At 60.7% G+C, this 16037-nt stretch carries 13 protein-coding genes; 8 read left to right on the top strand and 5 right to left on the bottom strand.

Annotated elements, in window-relative coordinates; all coding sequences use genetic code 11:
* Nucleotides 1-130 precede the first annotated feature (130 nt).
* The 4 genes from SOP95_RS18420 to SOP95_RS18405 form a co-directional block, all read right to left on the bottom strand.
* On the bottom strand, nucleotides 131-2977 hold the full coding sequence (locus SOP95_RS18420; protein ID WP_274074296.1) for a valine--tRNA ligase: 2847 nt from the start codon (nucleotides 2975-2977) through the stop codon (nucleotides 131-133).
* A gap of 225 nt (nucleotides 2978-3202) precedes the next feature.
* A complete protein-coding gene (locus SOP95_RS18415; protein WP_274074297.1) occupies nucleotides 3203-3592 on the bottom strand; it encodes a DNA polymerase III subunit chi in 390 nt (129 codons plus the stop codon).
* A gap of 8 nt (nucleotides 3593-3600) precedes the next feature.
* Entirely contained in the window at nucleotides 3601-4029 is a 429-nt protein-coding gene (locus tag SOP95_RS18410; RefSeq protein ID WP_274074298.1) for a DNA polymerase III subunit chi, read from the bottom strand.
* A gap of 59 nt (nucleotides 4030-4088) precedes the next feature.
* A complete protein-coding gene (locus tag SOP95_RS18405; RefSeq protein ID WP_323607855.1) occupies nucleotides 4089-5579 on the bottom strand; it encodes a leucyl aminopeptidase in 1491 nt (496 codons plus the stop codon).
* Nucleotides 5580-5995: 416 nt separating this feature from the next.
* Between SOP95_RS18405 and lptF the strand changes: the two genes are divergently transcribed.
* The 8 genes from lptF to pdxJ all read left to right on the top strand — a co-directional run bounded on the left by lptF (nucleotide 5996) and on the right by pdxJ (nucleotide 14417).
* Nucleotides 5996-7114: an LPS export ABC transporter permease LptF gene (lptF, locus tag SOP95_RS18400; RefSeq protein WP_274074300.1), complete on the top strand. Its 1119-nt coding sequence runs from the start codon at nucleotides 5996-5998 to the stop codon at nucleotides 7112-7114.
* A complete protein-coding gene (gene lptG, locus SOP95_RS18395) occupies nucleotides 7107-8168 on the top strand; it encodes an LPS export ABC transporter permease LptG (RefSeq protein ID WP_323607854.1) in 1062 nt (353 codons plus the stop codon). The genes lptF and lptG overlap by 8 nt, the downstream gene beginning before the upstream one ends.
* Nucleotides 8169-8339: 171 nt before the next feature.
* Nucleotides 8340-10139 carry a translation elongation factor 4 gene (lepA, locus tag SOP95_RS18390; RefSeq protein WP_046818874.1) on the top strand — a complete coding sequence of 600 codons (1800 nt, stop codon included), beginning with the start codon at nucleotides 8340-8342 and terminating at the stop codon, nucleotides 10137-10139.
* A 5-nt stretch (nucleotides 10140-10144) separates the two neighbouring features.
* The gene (gene lepB / locus SOP95_RS18385; RefSeq protein WP_180205237.1) at nucleotides 10145-10999 is read left to right on the top strand and encodes a signal peptidase I; all 855 of its coding nucleotides are present in this window, start codon (nucleotides 10145-10147) and stop codon (nucleotides 10997-10999) included.
* 184 nt (nucleotides 11000-11183) lie between these two features.
* Nucleotides 11184-11873 (top strand): ribonuclease III, encoded by a 690-nt coding sequence (gene rnc / locus SOP95_RS18380; protein WP_018927089.1) that lies wholly within the window; start codon nucleotides 11184-11186, stop codon nucleotides 11871-11873.
* Entirely contained in the window at nucleotides 11866-12768 is a 903-nt protein-coding gene (gene era / locus SOP95_RS18375; RefSeq protein ID WP_020799458.1) for a GTPase Era, read from the top strand. Before rnc ends, era begins: the two co-directional genes overlap by 8 nt.
* 172 nt (nucleotides 12769-12940) lie before the next feature.
* Nucleotides 12941-13624: a DNA repair protein RecO gene (gene recO, locus SOP95_RS18370; protein ID WP_323607853.1), complete on the top strand. Its 684-nt coding sequence runs from the start codon at nucleotides 12941-12943 to the stop codon at nucleotides 13622-13624.
* Between the two features lie 49 nt (nucleotides 13625-13673).
* Entirely contained in the window at nucleotides 13674-14417 is a 744-nt protein-coding gene (gene pdxJ, locus SOP95_RS18365; RefSeq protein WP_323607852.1) for a pyridoxine 5'-phosphate synthase, read from the top strand.
* 126 nt (nucleotides 14418-14543) lie between these two features.
* Here pdxJ and mltF read toward each other — a convergent pair whose 3' ends face one another.
* Nucleotides 14544-16004, bottom strand: a complete 1461-nt coding sequence (gene mltF, locus SOP95_RS18360; RefSeq protein WP_323607851.1) for a membrane-bound lytic murein transglycosylase MltF — start codon at nucleotides 16002-16004, stop codon at nucleotides 14544-14546.
* Between the last annotated feature and the right edge of the window lie 33 nt (nucleotides 16005-16037).

Below are 16037 nucleotides of genomic sequence, written 5' to 3'. Positions count from 1 at the left end.
CGATCTTTTGATTTTGTTTTTAAAAGCAAGATCAAAAGATCGCAGCCTGCGGCAGCTCCTACAGGGGAGTTTTGGTGTTCAAGAAAAAAGGGAGGCCACCAGGGCCTCCCTTTTTTATTGCGATCTGCCGTTACAGACTGGCAATCCGCGCATGTTGCTCCGCCAGCTTGCCCAGAGCCTGTTCGGCTTCGGCCAGTTTGGCGCGTTCTTTTTCGATGACTTCAGCGGGCGCCTTGTCAACGAAACCGGCGTTGGACAGCTTGCCGCCGACGCGCTGCACTTCGCCTTGCAGGCGCTGGATTTCCTTGTCCAGGCGCGCAAGCTCGGCACCCTTGTCGATCAGGCCGGCCATCGGTACCAGCACTTCCATCTCGCCAACCAGTGCGGTGGCGGACAGGGGGGCTTCTTCGCCAGCCGCCAGCACGGTGATCGATTCCAGACGCGCCAGCTTCTTCAGCAGCGCTTCGTTTTCGGTCAGGCGACGCTGATCTTCGGCGCTGACATTCTTCAGGAACAGCGGCAGCGGCTTGCCCGGACCAATGTTCATTTCGCCACGGATGTTACGGGTGCCGAGCATCAGGCCCTTGAGCCATTCGATGTCGTCTTCGGCGGCCTGATCGATGCGTGCTTCATTGGCCACTGGCCAAGGTTGCAGCATGATCGTCTTGCCTTCGATACCGGCCAGCGGCGCGAGGCGCTGCCAGATTTCTTCGGTGATGAACGGCATGAACGGATGCGCCAGGCGCAGGGCCACTTCGAGCACGCGAACCAGGGTGCGACGGGTGCCGCGCTGGCGTTCAACCGGAGCGTTTTCGTCCCACAGTACAGGCTTGGACAGTTCCAGGTACCAGTCGCAATACTGGTTCCAGATGAACTCGTACAAGGCTTGCGCGGCCAGGTCGAAGCGGAACTGGTCGAGCTGACGGGTCACTTCGGCTTCGGTGCGTTGCAGCTGCGAAATGATCCAGCGATCGGCCAGCGAGAGCTCGTAGGCTTCGCCGTTCTGACCGCAGTCTTCGCCTTTGTCCAGTACGTAGCGCGCGGCGTTCCAGATCTTGTTGCAGAAGTTGCGATAGCCTTCGACGCGGCCCATGTCGAACTTGATGTCGCGACCGGTGGATGCCAGCGAACAGAAGGTGAAGCGCAGGGCGTCGGTGCCATAGCTGGCGATGCCTTCGGCGAACTCTTCGCGGGTCTGCTTCTCGATCTTCTTCGCCAGTTTCGGCTGCATCATGCCGGAGGTGCGTTTCTGCACCAGCTCTTCCAGCTCGATGCCGTCGATGATGTCCAGCGGGTCAAGGACGTTGCCCTTGGACTTGGACATCTTCTGGCCTTGGCCATCACGCACCAGGCCGTGCACGTACACGGTCTTGAACGGCACCTGCGGCGTGCCGTCTTCGTTTTTCACCAAGTGCATGGTGAGCATGATCATCCGGGCAACCCAGAAGAAAATGATGTCGAAGCCGGTGACCAACACGTCGGTGGAGTGGAATTTCTTCAGGAACTCGGTCTGTTCCGGCCAGCCGAGGGTGGAGAAGGTCCACAGGCCCGAGCTGAACCAGGTGTCGAGTACGTCGTTGTCCTGTTGCAGCGCGATGTCCGGGCCGAGGTTGTGCTTGGCGCGCACTTCGGCTTCGTCGCGACCGACGTAGACTTTGCCCGACTCGTCATACCAGGCCGGAATCCGGTGGCCCCACCACAGTTGGCGGCTGATGCACCAGTCCTGGATGTCGCGCATCCACGAGAAGTACATGTTTTCGTATTGTTTCGGCACGAACTGGATGCGGCCGTCTTCAACGGCGGCAATCGCAGGTTCGGCCAGCGGCTTGGTGGACACATACCACTGGTCGGTCAGCCACGGCTCGATGATGGTGCCGGAGCGGTCGCCTTTCGGCACTTTCAGGGCGTGATCGTCGACGCTGACCAGCAGGCCTGCGGCTTCGAACGCGGCTACGATCTGCTTGCGCGCTTCGAAGCGGTCCAGACCGGCATATTCCGCCGGGATCTTGCCGTCGATCGTTTCGTTCAGGGTGCCATCGAGGTTGAATGCCTGCACGGCTGGCAGCACGTGGGCGTTCTTGTCGAAGATGTTCAGCAGCGGCAGGTTGTGGCGCTTGCCGACTTCGTAGTCGTTGAAATCGTGGGCCGGGGTGATTTTCACGCAACCGGTGCCGAATTCAGGGTCGCAGTAATCGTCGGCGATGATCGGGATGCGGCGGCCGACCAGCGGCAGCTCGACGAATTTGCCGATCAGGGCTTTGTAGCGTTCATCGTTCGGGTTAACCGCGACGGCGGAGTCGCCGAGCATGGTTTCCGGACGAGTCGTCGCGACGATCAGGAAATCGTTGCCTTCAGCGGTCTTGGCGCCATCGGCCAGCGGGTATTTCAGGTTCCACAGGAAACCTTTCTCGTCGTGGTTTTCCACTTCAAGGTCGGAAATCGCCGTGTGCAACTTGGTGTCCCAGTTGACCAGGCGCTTGCCGCGGTAGATCAGGCCGTCTTCGTGCAGGCGCACGAACGCTTCTTTAACGGCTTCAGAGAGGCCGTCGTCCATGGTGAAGCGCTCGCGGCTCCAGTCCACGGAAGAGCCGAGGCGACGGATCTGACGGCTGATGTTGCCGCCGGACTGATCCTTCCATTCCCAGACTTTCTCGAGGAATTTCTCGCGGCCCAGGTCGTGGCGATTCTGGCCCTGGGCTTCGAGTTGACGCTCCACCAGCATTTGCGTGGCGATACCGGCGTGGTCGGTGCCCGGTTGCCACAGGGTGTTGCGACCCTGCATGCGGCGGAAACGGATCAGGGCGTCCATGATCGCGTTGTTGAAGCCGTGACCCATGTGCAGGCTGCCGGTGACGTTCGGCGGCGGGATCATGATGGTGTAGGACTCGCCCGCGCCTTGCGGGGCGAAGTAATTCTCTGACTCCCAGGTGTTGTACCAGGAAGTTTCAATGGCGTGCGGCTGGTAGGTCTTATCCATGCGCGGCGGGACCCTATTGGCATTTGTTCAGGAAAAGCCGGCAAGTATAGCGGGGCATGGGGCGCAGGGCGAGCGAGTGCGGACAGGGCGCCTTATCAAAGGCGCGACAGGATCAAATGTGGGAGCGGGCTTGCTCGCGAATGCGGTCGTACATTCAATATTGATGCTGACTGACACGACGCCTTCGCGAGCAAGCCCGCTCCCACAAGGGGATCTGTGTATGGCTCAGTCGTTGTACTGACTGAGGAGCCGTTCCATTCGCGCGCTGAGGCGGCGTTTGATTTCGGTTTCGATGTGCGGCGCGAAGTCGTCGATCACGTCTTGCATGATCAATTGCGCGGCGGCGCGCAATTCGCTGTCGAGATACAGCAGGGCGTCGGCGCTTTTACTGGCCGTCGGTGCCGGATCAGCGGCGGGTTTGGGGGCGGGTGGTTCGACGACCGGCGCAGGCTCGCTGACGGTGTCGAACAGCATCGGAATCTGTTCCTGGTCACCTTCTTCGACCGTATCGGTCAGCAGCGGTGGTTGCAGGTTGTCATCGCCGAGCAGTTGGCGGATCGACTCGAGGTCGTCCAGCAGGTGCGCGGATTGTTGCAGCGGTTTTGGAGTGTCCATCGGAATGCTCAGAGTCGCTGTAAACGGTGATCTTGCAGAGGATAGCCCTGTTCGCGGTAGAAACGGAAACTCTCCCGCGCAGCAGCCTTGATCGTCGGATCCTCCACCACCACTTCCGCCACTCTGGCGAACTTGCTGGCGAAGGCCGGGACTTTCAGGTCGAGATTGACCAGCAAATCCTGATGCTGACCGCAGTCTTCGCCCAATCCCAGGACAATCAAGCCGTCTGGTTCGCTGTCGGCAGGGCCGTGGGGCACGAAGCTTTCGCCCTTGAACGCCCACAGCCGCGCATCGAGATCATCGCGCTGGGTCGCATCGCTGCAATGCAGGTAGATGCGGTGGCCCATGCGCCAGGCTTTCTCGGTGAGCTTGCAGGCAAAGTCCAGGCGTGCCGAAGGATCGGCGCTGGGCAGGATATAAAAGTCGACTTTGGTCATTGCGGTTCCTGAGCCGGGGTGGCGTCACTGGCAGGCAACGCCACCCGGGATCATTGGTTTCAGGCTTTGGCGCGGTCCAGCAGGTACTGGGTCAGCAATGGAACCGGACGGCCAGTGGCGCCCTTGTCCTTGCCGCCGCTGGTCCATGCGGTACCGGCGATGTCCAGGTGCGCCCAGTTCAGGTTCTTGGTGAAGCGCGACAGGAAGCAGGCCGCCGTGATGGTGCCGGCTTTCGGGCCACCGATGTTGGCGATGTCGGCGAACGGGCTGTCCAGCTGTTCCTGGTACTCATCGAACAACGGCAGTTGCCAGGCGCGGTCATCGGCAGTCTTGCCGGCGCTCAGCAGTTGGCCGATCAGTTCGTCGTTGTTGCCCAGCAGGCCCGAGGTGTGGGAGCCCAGTGCAACCACGCAGGCACCGGTCAGGGTGGCGATGTCGATCACTGCTTGCGGCTTGAAGCGCTCGGAGTAAGTCAGGGCGTCGCACAACACCAGGCGGCCTTCGGCGTCGGTGTTGAGGATTTCCACGGTCTGGCCGCTCATGGTGGTGACGATGTCGCCCGGACGCGAAGCGTTGCCGCTCGGCATGTTCTCGGCGCAAGCCAGGATGCACACCAGGTTGATCGGCAGCTTCAGTTCGAGCACGGCACGCAGGGTGCCGAACACGCTGGCGGCGCCGCCCATGTCGTACTTCATTTCATCCATGCCGGCACCCGGCTTGAGGCTGATGCCGCCGGTGTCGAAGGTGATGCCCTTGCCGACCAGGGCGTAAGGCTTCTCGGACTTCTTGCCGCCGTTGTATTGCATGACGATCAGGCGCGGAGGCTGGGCGCTGCCCTGGCCGACCGCGTAGAACGAGCCCATGCCCAGGGCCTTGATCTTCTTCTCGTCGAGGACTTCGACTTTCAGGTCCTTGAACTCTTTGCCCAGGCTCTTGGCCTGCTCGCCGAGGAAAGTCGGGTGGCAGATGTTCGGCGGCAGGTTGCCCAGGTTGCGGGTGAAAGCCATGCCGTTGGCGATCGCGGTGGCGTGGTTCACGGCGCGTTGCACTTCAGCCTCGGCGGCCTTGATGGTCACCAGGGTGACTTTTTTCAGGGCGCGTGGCTCGGCTTTCTGGCTCTTGAACTGGTCGAACTGGTATTCGCCGTCCACCAGGGTTTCGGCCAGCAGGCGGGTCTTGCCATAGCTGTCACGGCCCTTGACCACGATTTCATCCAGTGCCAGCACGGCATCGCTGCCACCCAGGCCCTTGAGGGTGTAGAGGATGCCGGCAATGATCTTGCGGAACGGGCGGTCGCCCAGTTCTTCATCCTTGCCCACGCCGACCAGCAATACGCGTTCGGCTTTCAGGTTCGGCAGGCTGTGCAGCAACAGGCTCTGGCCAACCTTGCCGGCCAGGTCGCCGCGCTTGAGCACGGCACTGATGGCGCCGGCGCTGAGTTCGTCGAGCTGTTTGGCAACAGCGCCGAGCTTGCGGCCTTCGCCGACGGCGACCACCAGCGTGGCGGTTTTCAACGTTTGCGGGTTGACGCTTTTTACAACCAGTTCCATGTCCGGGTCCCTGAATTGATGGTCGATACGCAAGCGCTGGACAAGGTGCGGGCAGCGCTTGCTTATAAAGAGAGAGGCGCCAGGATCGACCGGCGACGAAGGCGGCAGTTTGAACCTCGCCGGCGGGGCCTGACAACCCTGTGTTGTACGATCTTCACGGTTTCGTCGGCCACTGTAGGAGCGAGCTTGCTCGCGAAAAACCTGAGAGCGCCACGGGGTGTCAGGCTTCACGCGTTATCGTTGACGACCATCGCGAGCGAGCTCGCTCCTACATACCTGCCCGCGCATTGCGCAGTGACAGGCGCACCCAATCACAGGATAATGCGCCATCTTTTTTTCAGCAGTTCTGCAATGCGGGCTGTCTGATGTGTTTGCTTGTTTGGCCGCCTTAGCCTGACAACCCTGGAGTGTCTGGTTTGATTGTCTTCCGTTATCTATCCCGCGAAGTCCTGTTGACCTTGAGCGCCGTCAGTGCGGTGTTGCTGGTCATCATCATGAGTGGACGCTTCATCAAGTACCTCGCGCAGGCCGCTTCGGGTCAACTGGATCCGGGCTCGCTGTTCCTCATCATGGGCTTTCGCCTGCCAGGGTTCCTGCAGCTGATCCTGCCGCTGGGCCTGTTTCTCGGGATCCTGCTGGCCTATGGCCGCCTGTACCTTGAAAGCGAGATGACCGTGCTGTCGGCCACGGGCATGAGCCAGCAACGCCTGTTTCGCATGACCCTGTTCCCGGCGACCCTGGTTGCCCTGGTCGTTGCCTGGTTGAGCCTGAGCCTGGCGCCCCAGGGTGCCAATCAGTTCCAGTTGCTGCTGAACAAGCAGGATGCCCTGACCGAGTTCGACACCCTCGAGCCAGGCCGCTTCCAGGCCCTGCGCGACGGTACGCGGGTGACCTATACCGAGCAGTTGACAGACGACCGCATCAACCTGGCGGGGGTCTTCATTTCGCAAAAGAACATCAGTTCCGACAAGAAGGATCGCGGGATCTCCGTGCTGGTGGCTGAAAAAGGCCGGCAGGAAATCCGCCCCGACGGCAACCGCTACCTGATCCTCGACAACGGCTATCGCTATGACGGTAACCCGGGGCAGGCTGATTACCGGGCGATCAAGTACGACGAATACGGCGTGCTGCTGCCCAAGCCGGACGTCAGCGACGAAGTGACCGACCGTGACGCCATGACCACGGGCTCCTTGCTGGGCAGCGACGACATCCGTTCCCGCACCGAGCTGCAATGGCGCCTGTCCCTGCCGTTGCTGGTGTTCATCGTGACCTTGATGGCGGTGCCGTTGTCGCGGGTCAATCCGCGCCAGGGCCGTTTCCTCAAGCTGTTGCCGGCGATCCTTCTTTATATGGCTTACCTGACCATCCTGATTGCCGCGCGCGGCGCCCTCGAAAAGGGCAAGATCCCGCCGGCGCTGGGCTTGTGGTGGGTGCACGGGATATTCCTGGTCATCGGCCTGGGCCTGCTCTACTGGGAACCCTTGCAATTGAAGCGGGCGAGTCGCCGCAGCGCCCGGGAGGTGGCCCGTGGTTAAGCTCGATCGCTACATCGGTAGCAGCGTATTCGTGGCGATCCTGGCGGTACTGGGGATCATTCTCGGCCTGGCCACGCTGTTTGCGTTCATCGACGAGATGGGCGACGCCAGCGATACCTACACCCTGCTCGATGTCCTGAGCTACGTGTTGCTGACGGCGCCACGCCGGCTCTACGACATGCTGCCGATGGCAGCCCTGATCGGTTGCCTGATCGGTCTCGGCAGCCTGGCCAGCAACAGCGAGCTGACCATCATGCGCGCGGCTGGCGTGTCCATCGGACGCATCGTCTGGGCGGTCATGAAGCCGATGCTGGTGCTGATGGTGGTGGGGGTGCTGATCGGCGAATACGTGGCGCCGGCGACCGAAAGCACCGCCCAGGCCAACCGCTCGCTGGCCCAGGGCAGTGGCGACGCGCAAAGCGCCAAGCACGGCCTGTGGCATCGCCAGGGTGACGAGTTCATCCACGTCAACTCCGTGCAACCCAATGGCCTGCTGTATGGCGTGACCCGCTATCACTTCGACAAGGAACGCCACATGTTGTCGGCGAGCTTCGCCAAGCGCGCGGAGTTCGACAAGGATCACTGGCAGTTGTCCGATGTCACCACCACGGTATTCCACGAGAAGAGCACCGAAGTGGTCACCGCTCCGGTCGAGCGCTGGGAAGTGGCGTTGAGCCCGCAACTGTTGAGTACGGTGGTGATGGCGCCGGAATCGCTGTCGATCTCGGGGCTTTGGGGCTATATCCACTATCTGGCGGACCAGGGGCTGAACAACGGCCGATACTGGCTGGCATTTTGGGTCAAGGTGTTGCAGCCCCTGGTCACCGCGGCCCTGGTGCTGATGGCGATCTCCTTCATCTTCGGTCCGCTGCGCTCTGTGACCCTTGGTCAGCGGGTGTTCACTGGCGTACTGGTGGGCTTCACCTTCCGTATTGCCCAGGATTTGCTCGGGCCTTCGAGCCTGGTGTTCGGTTTTTCGCCACTGTTCGCGGTGCTCGTGCCCGCCAGTGTCTGTGCCCTGGCCGGGCTCTGGTTGTTGCGTCGCGCCGGTTGATGGCGGCCTGTTCCGCGCTGCGCCGATGATGAAAAACGCCCCTGTCACCAGACCGGGGCGTTTTTGTACGGGCCGTCTGGCCTGCAAACGTGACGCTTGCGCCGTGGATCAGGTACAATTCCCGGCTATTTTTCGGCGGGCTATGCCTGCAGCCTTTTTGAGTGTTGATCCGTGAGTGATTTGAGTCATATCCGCAATTTCTCCATCATCGCCCACATTGACCATGGCAAGTCGACGCTGGCCGATCGCTTCATCCAGATGTGCGGCGGCCTGGCCGAGCGTGAAATGGAAGCCCAGGTACTGGATTCCATGGATCTTGAGCGTGAGCGCGGGATCACCATCAAGGCGCACAGCGTTACGCTGTATTACAAGGCTCGCGATGGCGTCACCTACCAGCTGAACTTCATCGATACCCCCGGCCACGTTGACTTCACCTATGAGGTGAGCCGTTCGCTGGCCGCCTGTGAAGGCGCGCTGCTGGTGGTCGATGCCGGTCAGGGCGTCGAGGCACAGTCGGTTGCCAACTGCTACACGGCGATCGAGCAGGGCCTGGAAGTGATGCCGGTGCTGAACAAGATCGACCTGCCACAGGCCGATCCGGACCGCGTCAAAGAAGAAATCGAAAAAATCATCGGCATCGATGCCACCGACGCGGTCACTTGCAGTGCCAAGACCGGCCTGGGCGTCGATGAAGTGCTGGAGCGCCTGGTTACCACCATTCCTGCGCCAACCGGCAACATCGAAGATCCGCTGCAGGCGTTGATCATCGACTCCTGGTTCGACAACTACCTGGGCGTCGTGTCCCTGGTGCGCGTGCGCCACGGTCGCGTGAAGAAGGGCGACAAGATCCTGGTCAAGTCCACCGGCAAGATCCACCTGGTGGACAGCGTGGGCGTGTTCAACCCGAAACACACCGCTACCGTCGACCTGAAGGCCGGTGAAGTGGGCTTCATCATTGCCGGTATCAAGGACATTCACGGTGCACCGGTAGGTGACACCCTGACCTTGAGCTCGACACCGGACGTCGATGTGCTGCCAGGTTTCAAGCGCATTCAGCCGCAGGTCTACGCCGGTCTGTTCCCGGTCAGCTCCGACGACTTCGAAGACTTCCGTGAAGCCCTGCAAAAGCTCACCCTGAACGACTCGTCGCTGCAGTACACCCCGGAAAGCTCCGACGCCCTGGGCTTCGGCTTCCGTTGCGGGTTCCTCGGCATGCTGCACATGGAAATCATCCAGGAGCGCCTGGAGCGCGAGTACGACCTGGACCTGATCACCACGGCGCCGACGGTAATCTTCGAGCTGCTGCTCAAGACCGGTGAGACGATCTACGTCGATAACCCGTCTAAATTGCCGGATCTGTCGTCGATCGAAGACATGCGCGAGCCGATCGTGCGCGCCAATATCCTTGTGCCGCAAGAGCACCTGGGTAACGTCATTACCCTGTGTATCGAAAAACGTGGCGTGCAGGTCGACATGCTGTTCCTCGGCTCCCAGGTCCAGGTGACCTACGACTTGCCGATGAACGAAGTGGTGCTGGACTTCTTCGATCGCCTGAAATCCACCAGTCGCGGCTATGCTTCGCTGGATTACCATTTCGATCGTTACCAATCGGCTAGTCTGGTGAAACTGGACGTGCTGATCAACGGCGACAAGGTCGACGCCCTGGCGCTGATCGTGCACCGTGACAATGCGCACTACAAAGGTCGCCAGTTGACCGAGAAGATGAAAGAACTGATTCCGCGGCAGATGTTCGACGTGGCAATCCAGGCCGCCATTGGCGGGCAGATTGTGGCGCGTACAACCGTCAAGGCGCTCAGAAAGAACGTATTGGCCAAATGCTACGGCGGTGACGTCAGCCGTAAGAAAAAGCTGCTGGAAAAGCAAAAGGCCGGTAAGAAACGCATGAAGCAGGTCGGCAACGTGGAAATTCCACAAGAAGCCTTCCTTGCCGTGCTCAGGTTGGATAGTTAGGTCCTATGTCACTAAATTTCCCGCTGTTGCTGGTCATCGCCGTGTTCGTCTGCGGCCTGTTGGCGTTGCTCGATCTGTTGATCCTGGCACCGCGTCGGCGTGCCGCCATCGCTTCCTATCAGGGCAGCGTCAGCCAGCCTGACGGGGTGGTGGTCGAGAAGCTGAGCAAGGAACCGCTGCTGGTTGAATACGGCAAGTCGTTCTTCCCGGTGTTGTTCATCGTGCTGGTGCTGCGTTCGTTCCTGGTGGAACCGTTCCAGATCCCGTCCGGCTCGATGAAACCGACCCTGGACGTCGGCGACTTCATCCTGGTGAGCAAGTTTTCCTATGGGATCCGCTTGCCGGTGATCGACAAGAAAGTCATCGAAGTCGGTGAGCCACAGCGTGGCGATGTGATGGTGTTCCGCTACCCGAGCGATCCGAACGTCAACTACATCAAGCGTGTAGTGGGGCTGCCGGGCGACACGGTGCGGTACACCGCGGACAAGCGTCTGTTCGTCAACGGCGAGTCGATTGCCGAAAAGCTGGTCGGCTCCGAGCCGGGCACGCTGGGCAGCGCCGAGCTCTACAAGGAAAAACTCGGTGTCGCCGAGCACCTGATCCGCAAGGAAATGAGCCGCTACCGCGCAACGCCGGACCGTACCTGGACCGTGCCAGCCGGGCACTACTTCATGATGGGCGACAACCGCGACAACTCCAACGACAGTCGCTACTGGGATGATCCAGCCATTCCCAAGGATCTGCTGGGCATGGTTCCCGACAAGAATATCGTCGGCAAGGCCTTCGCAGTCTGGATGAGCTGGCCGGAACCCAAACTCAGTCACCTGCCGAATTTCTCGCGGGTTGGCCTGATCCAGTAATCAAACACGGCGCTGTTGAACACAGCGCCGAATGCATTTCTGGAGTCGGTACAATCGGCGACAGTTGCATGAAAACAACGATATTCAGGACGTTATTTTTGAACACAGCGTTAATTGTCCCAAGCCTGCGCCGACTCACGGCGATGGCGGTGGAATCCAACCACGAACTCAGCGTGGGTAAACCGTGAGCGTCTCCTTAAGCCGTCTCGAGCGTCAGCTCGGCTACACCTTCAAGGATCAGGAACTGATGGTCCTGGCCCTGACTCACCGCAGTTTTGCCGGGCGTAACAACGAGCGCCTGGAATTCCTCGGTGATGCCATCCTCAACTTCGTCGCCGGCGAGGCCTTGTTCGATCGCTTCCCGCTGGCCCGCGAAGGCCAGCTGTCGCGTTTGCGCGCACGCCTGGTCAAAGGTGAGACCCTGGCCGTACTGGCCCGTGGTTTCGACCTGGGCGAATACCTGCGCCTGGGCTCCGGTGAATTGAAAAGCGGCGGTTTCCGTCGCGAGTCGATCCTGGCCGATGCCCTGGAAGCGCTGATTGGTGCGATCTACCTGGACGCTGGCATGGAAGTGGCACGCGAGCGCGTGCTGGCCTGGCTGGCCGGAGAGTTCGAAGGCCTGACTCTGGTCGACACCAACAAAGATCCAAAGACCCGCCTGCAGGAATTCCTGCAGTCCCGTGGTTGCGAGCTGCCGCGTTACGAAGTGGTGGATATCCAGGGTGAACCGCATTGCCGGACGTTCTTCGTCGAATGTGAAATCATCCTATTGAATGAAAAAAGCCGAGGTCAGGGTGTGAGCCGTCGTATTGCCGAACAGGTAGCGGCCGCCGCAGCACTGATTGCCCTGGGTGTGGAGAATGGCAATGACTGATACAAACGCAACACGCTGTGGCTATGTTGCCATCGTCGGCCGTCCGAACGTGGGCAAGTCCACGTTGCTCAACCACATCCTCGGCCAGAAGCTGGCGATCACCTCGCGCAAGCCGCAAACCACCCGTCACAACATGCTCGGCATCAAGACCGAGGGCGATGTGCAGGCGATCTACGTCGACACCCCTGGTATGCACAAGGGTGGCGAGAAGGCCCTGAACCGCTACATGAACAAGACCGCTTCGGCGGCGTTGAAAGACGTCGACGTGGTGATCTTCGTGGTCGATCGCACCAAGTGGACCGACGAAGACCAGATGGTCCTCGAGCGCGTCCAGTACGTGACCGGCCCGCTGATCGTGGCACTGAACAAGACTGATCGCATCGAAGACAAGGCCGAGCTGATGCCGCACCTGAGCTGGTTGCAGGAGCAGCTGCCGAACGCGCAGATCATCCCGATTTCCGCGCAGCACGGGCACAACCTCGACGCGCTGGAAAAGGTCATCGCTGATCATCTGCCGGAAAACGATCACTTCTTCCCGGAAGACCAGATCACCGACCGCAGCAGCCGTTTCCTCGCCGCCGAGCTGGTACGCGAGAAAATCATGCGCCAGCTGGGCGCCGAGCTGCCGTACCAGATCACCGTTGAAATCGAAGAGTTCAAGCAGCAGGGCAAGACCCTGCACATCCATGCCCTGATCCTCGTCGAGCGTGATGGCCAGAAGAAGATCATCATTGGCGACAAGGGCGAGCGCATCAAGCGCATCGGCACCGAAGCGCGCAAGGACATGGAGCTGTTGTTCGACTCCAAAATCATGCTCAACCTGTGGGTGAAGGTGAAGGGTGGCTGGTCCGATGACGAGCGCGCCTTGCGTTCGCTGGGTTACGGCGACCTGTAACTGGGGCTTCAGATACACAGCAAAACCCTGTGGGAGCGGGCTTGCTCGCGAAGAGGATGTAACATTCAGCATTGATGTTGACTGTTACACCGCTTTCGCGAGCAAGCCCGCTCCCACATTGGTTTTGGGTTGCTTGTAAAACTGCGTTTATTCATTGAGAGCTCTGATCTCCATGTCCCAACCCATCCCCCAACCCGCCTACGTCCTCCACTCCCGTGCCTACCGCGAAAGCAGCGCCCTGGTGGACTTCCTCACGCCGCAAGGTCGGCTGCGGGCGGTGTTGCGCAGCGCGCGGGGCAAGGCCGGGACGCTGGCGCGCCCGTTTGTGCCGTTGGAGGTCGAGTTTCGCGGGCGGGGCGAGCTGAAGAACGTCGGGCGCATGGAGAGTGCCGGCATCGCCACCTGGCTCAACGGCGAGGCGCTGTTCAGCGGGCTTTATCTCAATGAGCTGTTGATTCGCCTGCTGCCTGCCGAAGACCCTTTCCCCGCAGTGTTCGATCACTATGCCGCGACTTTGCTGGCCTTGGCCGAAGGCCGTCCGCTGGAGCCGTTGCTGCGCTCGTTCGAATGGCGCTTGCTGGATGACCTGGGCTACGGTTTTTCACTGAAAACCGATATCCACGACCAACCCGTTGCGCCAGACGGTCTTTACCGTTTGCAGGTGGATGCGGGCCTGGAGCGGGTCTATCTGCTGCAGCCCGGGTTGTTCAATGGCACGGAGCTGCTGGCCATGGCTGAAGCTGACTGGAGCGCACCGGGTGCGTTGTCGGCGGCCAAGCGTCTGATGCGCCAGGCGCTGGCCGTTCACCTGGGTGGCCGGCCTCTGGTCAGTCGCGAGCTGTTTCGCAAGCCGTAGTCTCCCCGTATGCTGTGCACCGAACTTTTTCTGATTCTGGAGCGCTTCCGTGACCACCAGCACCCGCATTCTTCTTGGCGTAAACATCGACCACGTTGCCACCCTGCGTCAGGCCCGGGGCACTCGCTACCCGGACCCGGTCAAGGCAGCACTGGATGCGGAAGAGGCGGGCGCTGACGGCATCACCGTGCACCTGCGTGAAGACCGCCGGCACATCCAGGAGCGCGACGTGCTGCTGCTCAAGGACGTGCTGCAAACCCGCATGAACTTCGAAATGGGCGTCACCGAGGAAATGATGCAGTTCGCCGAGCGTATTCGCCCGGCGCATATTTGCCTGGTGCCGGAAACCCGACAGGAACTGACGACCGAAGGCGGGCTGGATGTGGCGGGGCAGGAAGCGCGGATCAAGGCCGCGGTGGAGCGCCTGTCGAAGATCGGTTCGGAAGTGTCGCTGTTCATCGATGCCGACGAACGGCAGATCGAGGCCTCGCGTCGCGTCGGTGCGCCAGCCATCGAACTGCACACCGGGCGTTATGCCGACGCCGAGACGCCGACCGAAGTGGCTGAAGAACTCAAGCGCGTCGCCGATGGCGTAGCGTTCGGCCTGACTCAAGGCCTGATCGTCAATGCCGGCCACGGCCTGCATTATCACAACGTCGAGGCGGTGGCGGCGATCAAGGGCATCAACGAATTGAACATCGGCCATGCGCTGGTGGCCCATGCGTTGTTTGTGGGGTTCAAATCGGCGGTGTCGGAGATGAAGGCGCTGATTCTGGCGGCTGCCAAGGCCTGAGCAACAACACAAAACCAATGTGGGAGCCAGCCTGCTGGCGATTGCGGCGAGTCAGTCAACAAAGATGTTGAATGATGAACCGCTATCGCCAGCAGGCTGGCTCCCACAGTTGTTTGGTGGTAGATGTTAGAGGGGGGCAGGTTCCTGGGACGGCTTGGACTTGTCGATGCCGGGCACATGCAAGTTACCCTCGGCGACCTGATCGCCTTCAAGCTGCGGCTGCGTGACCCAGGTCAGGATGTCGTAGTAGCGACGGATGTTCGCCACGAAATGCACCGGTTCGCCGCCACGGGCGTAGCCGTAACGGGTCTTGCTGTACCACTTCTTCTCGGACAGGCGCGGCAGGATCTTTTTCACGTCCAGCCATTTGTCCGGATTCAACCCTTCCTTGGCGGCCAGCTTGCGGGCGTCGTCGAGGTGACCGCTGCCGACGTTGTAGGCGGCCAGGGCAAACCAGGTGCGATCCGGTTCCTGGATCGAATCGTCCAACTGTTCTTTCATGTAGGCCAGGTACTTGGCGCCGCCCATGATGCTCTGCTTCGGATCGAGGCGGTTGGACACGCCCATGGCCTGCGCGGTGTTCTGGGTCAGCATCATCAGGCCGCGCACGCCGGTCTTGGAGGTCACGGTCGGTTGCCACAGGGACTCCTGATAGCCGATCGCCGCCAGCAGGCGCCAATCGACTTTCTCTTTCTTGGCGTACGCCTTGAAGTGCTGTTCGTACTTGGGCAGGCGTTGCTGCAAGTGCTGGGCAAACGTGGTGGCGCCCATGTAGCCGAGCACATCGACATGCCCGTAGTAACGGTCCTTGAGGCGTTGCAGGGTGCCGTTCTTCTTGACCTTGTCGAGGTACTCGTTGATCTCGTTGAGCAGGCTGTTGTCGTCGCCCGGGGCCACGGCCCAGCTCTGGTTGCTGGCATCCCCCAGGTCGAAGGCGACCCGGATGTTGGTGAAGTACACCTGGTTCATCGCCACTTCATTGGAGTCGACCAGTGTCAGATCGATCTGACCTTCGTCGACCATGCGCAGGAGATCCACGACCTCGACCGCGTCGGATTCTTCGTATTCGATGCCGGGAAATTTCTGTTTCAGCTGTGCGAGCTGCTCGGCGTGGGTGCTGCCCTTGAGCACCATGATCTTCTTGCCGACCAGATCCTTGGCGTCGGTAGGGCGCGACTTGCCGTTGCGGTAGATGATCTGCGGCGTGACTTCCAGGTAGGAGTGGGAAAACCGCACCTGCTTCTTGCGCGCTTCACTGCTGACCAGGCCGGCGGCCGCCAGTACCGGGCCATTGGGCTTGCCCACCTGGTCGAACAGGTCGTCGAGGTTGTCGGCCGTCTCGATCTTGAGCTCGACCCCCAGATCGTCGGCGAAGCGCTTCACCAGCTCGTATTCGAAGCCGGTTTCACCGTTGCGATCCTGAAAGTAGGTGGCGGGGCTGTTCCGGGTAACCACCCGCAGCACACCATCCTCCTTTACGCGCTCCAGTGTGTTGGGTTTATCAACACAGCCACTGAGCATCAGGAAGAGTCCGGTTGCGATCAGCCATTTGGCGTACCGCGGACGCAAAGCCGTTGGGGAAAACATCTGCGCAGTATACGCAAAGGACCACGGGCGCCA

This window comes from Pseudomonas sp. YuFO8 (assembly GCF_035065025.1).
GTDB classification, from domain to species: Bacteria; Pseudomonadota; Gammaproteobacteria; order Pseudomonadales; family Pseudomonadaceae; genus Aquipseudomonas; species Aquipseudomonas putida_AE.
This window is presented reverse-complemented; position numbering and strand designations above follow the sequence as displayed.

Excerpts from the sequence above, each read along its gene's own strand:
- lepB (WP_180205237.1), top strand. The coding sequence starts at position 10,145 with ATGTCACTAAATTTCCCGCTGTTGCTGGTCATCGCCGTGTTCGTCTGC.
- recO (WP_323607853.1), top strand. The coding sequence starts at position 12,941 with ATGTCCCAACCCATCCCCCAACCCGCCTACGTCCTCCACTCCCGTGCC.
- SOP95_RS18415 (WP_274074297.1), bottom strand. The coding sequence starts at position 3,592 with ATGGACACTCCAAAACCGCTGCAACAATCCGCGCACCTGCTGGACGAC.
- era (WP_020799458.1), top strand. The coding sequence starts at position 11,866 with ATGACTGATACAAACGCAACACGCTGTGGCTATGTTGCCATCGTCGGC.
- SOP95_RS18410 (WP_274074298.1), bottom strand. The coding sequence starts at position 4,029 with ATGACCAAAGTCGACTTTTATATCCTGCCCAGCGCCGATCCTTCGGCA.
- SOP95_RS18405 (WP_323607855.1), bottom strand. The coding sequence starts at position 5,579 with ATGGAACTGGTTGTAAAAAGCGTCAACCCGCAAACGTTGAAAACCGCC.
- SOP95_RS18420 (WP_274074296.1), bottom strand. The coding sequence starts at position 2,977 with ATGGATAAGACCTACCAGCCGCACGCCATTGAAACTTCCTGGTACAAC.
- mltF (WP_323607851.1), bottom strand. The coding sequence starts at position 16,004 with ATGTTTTCCCCAACGGCTTTGCGTCCGCGGTACGCCAAATGGCTGATC.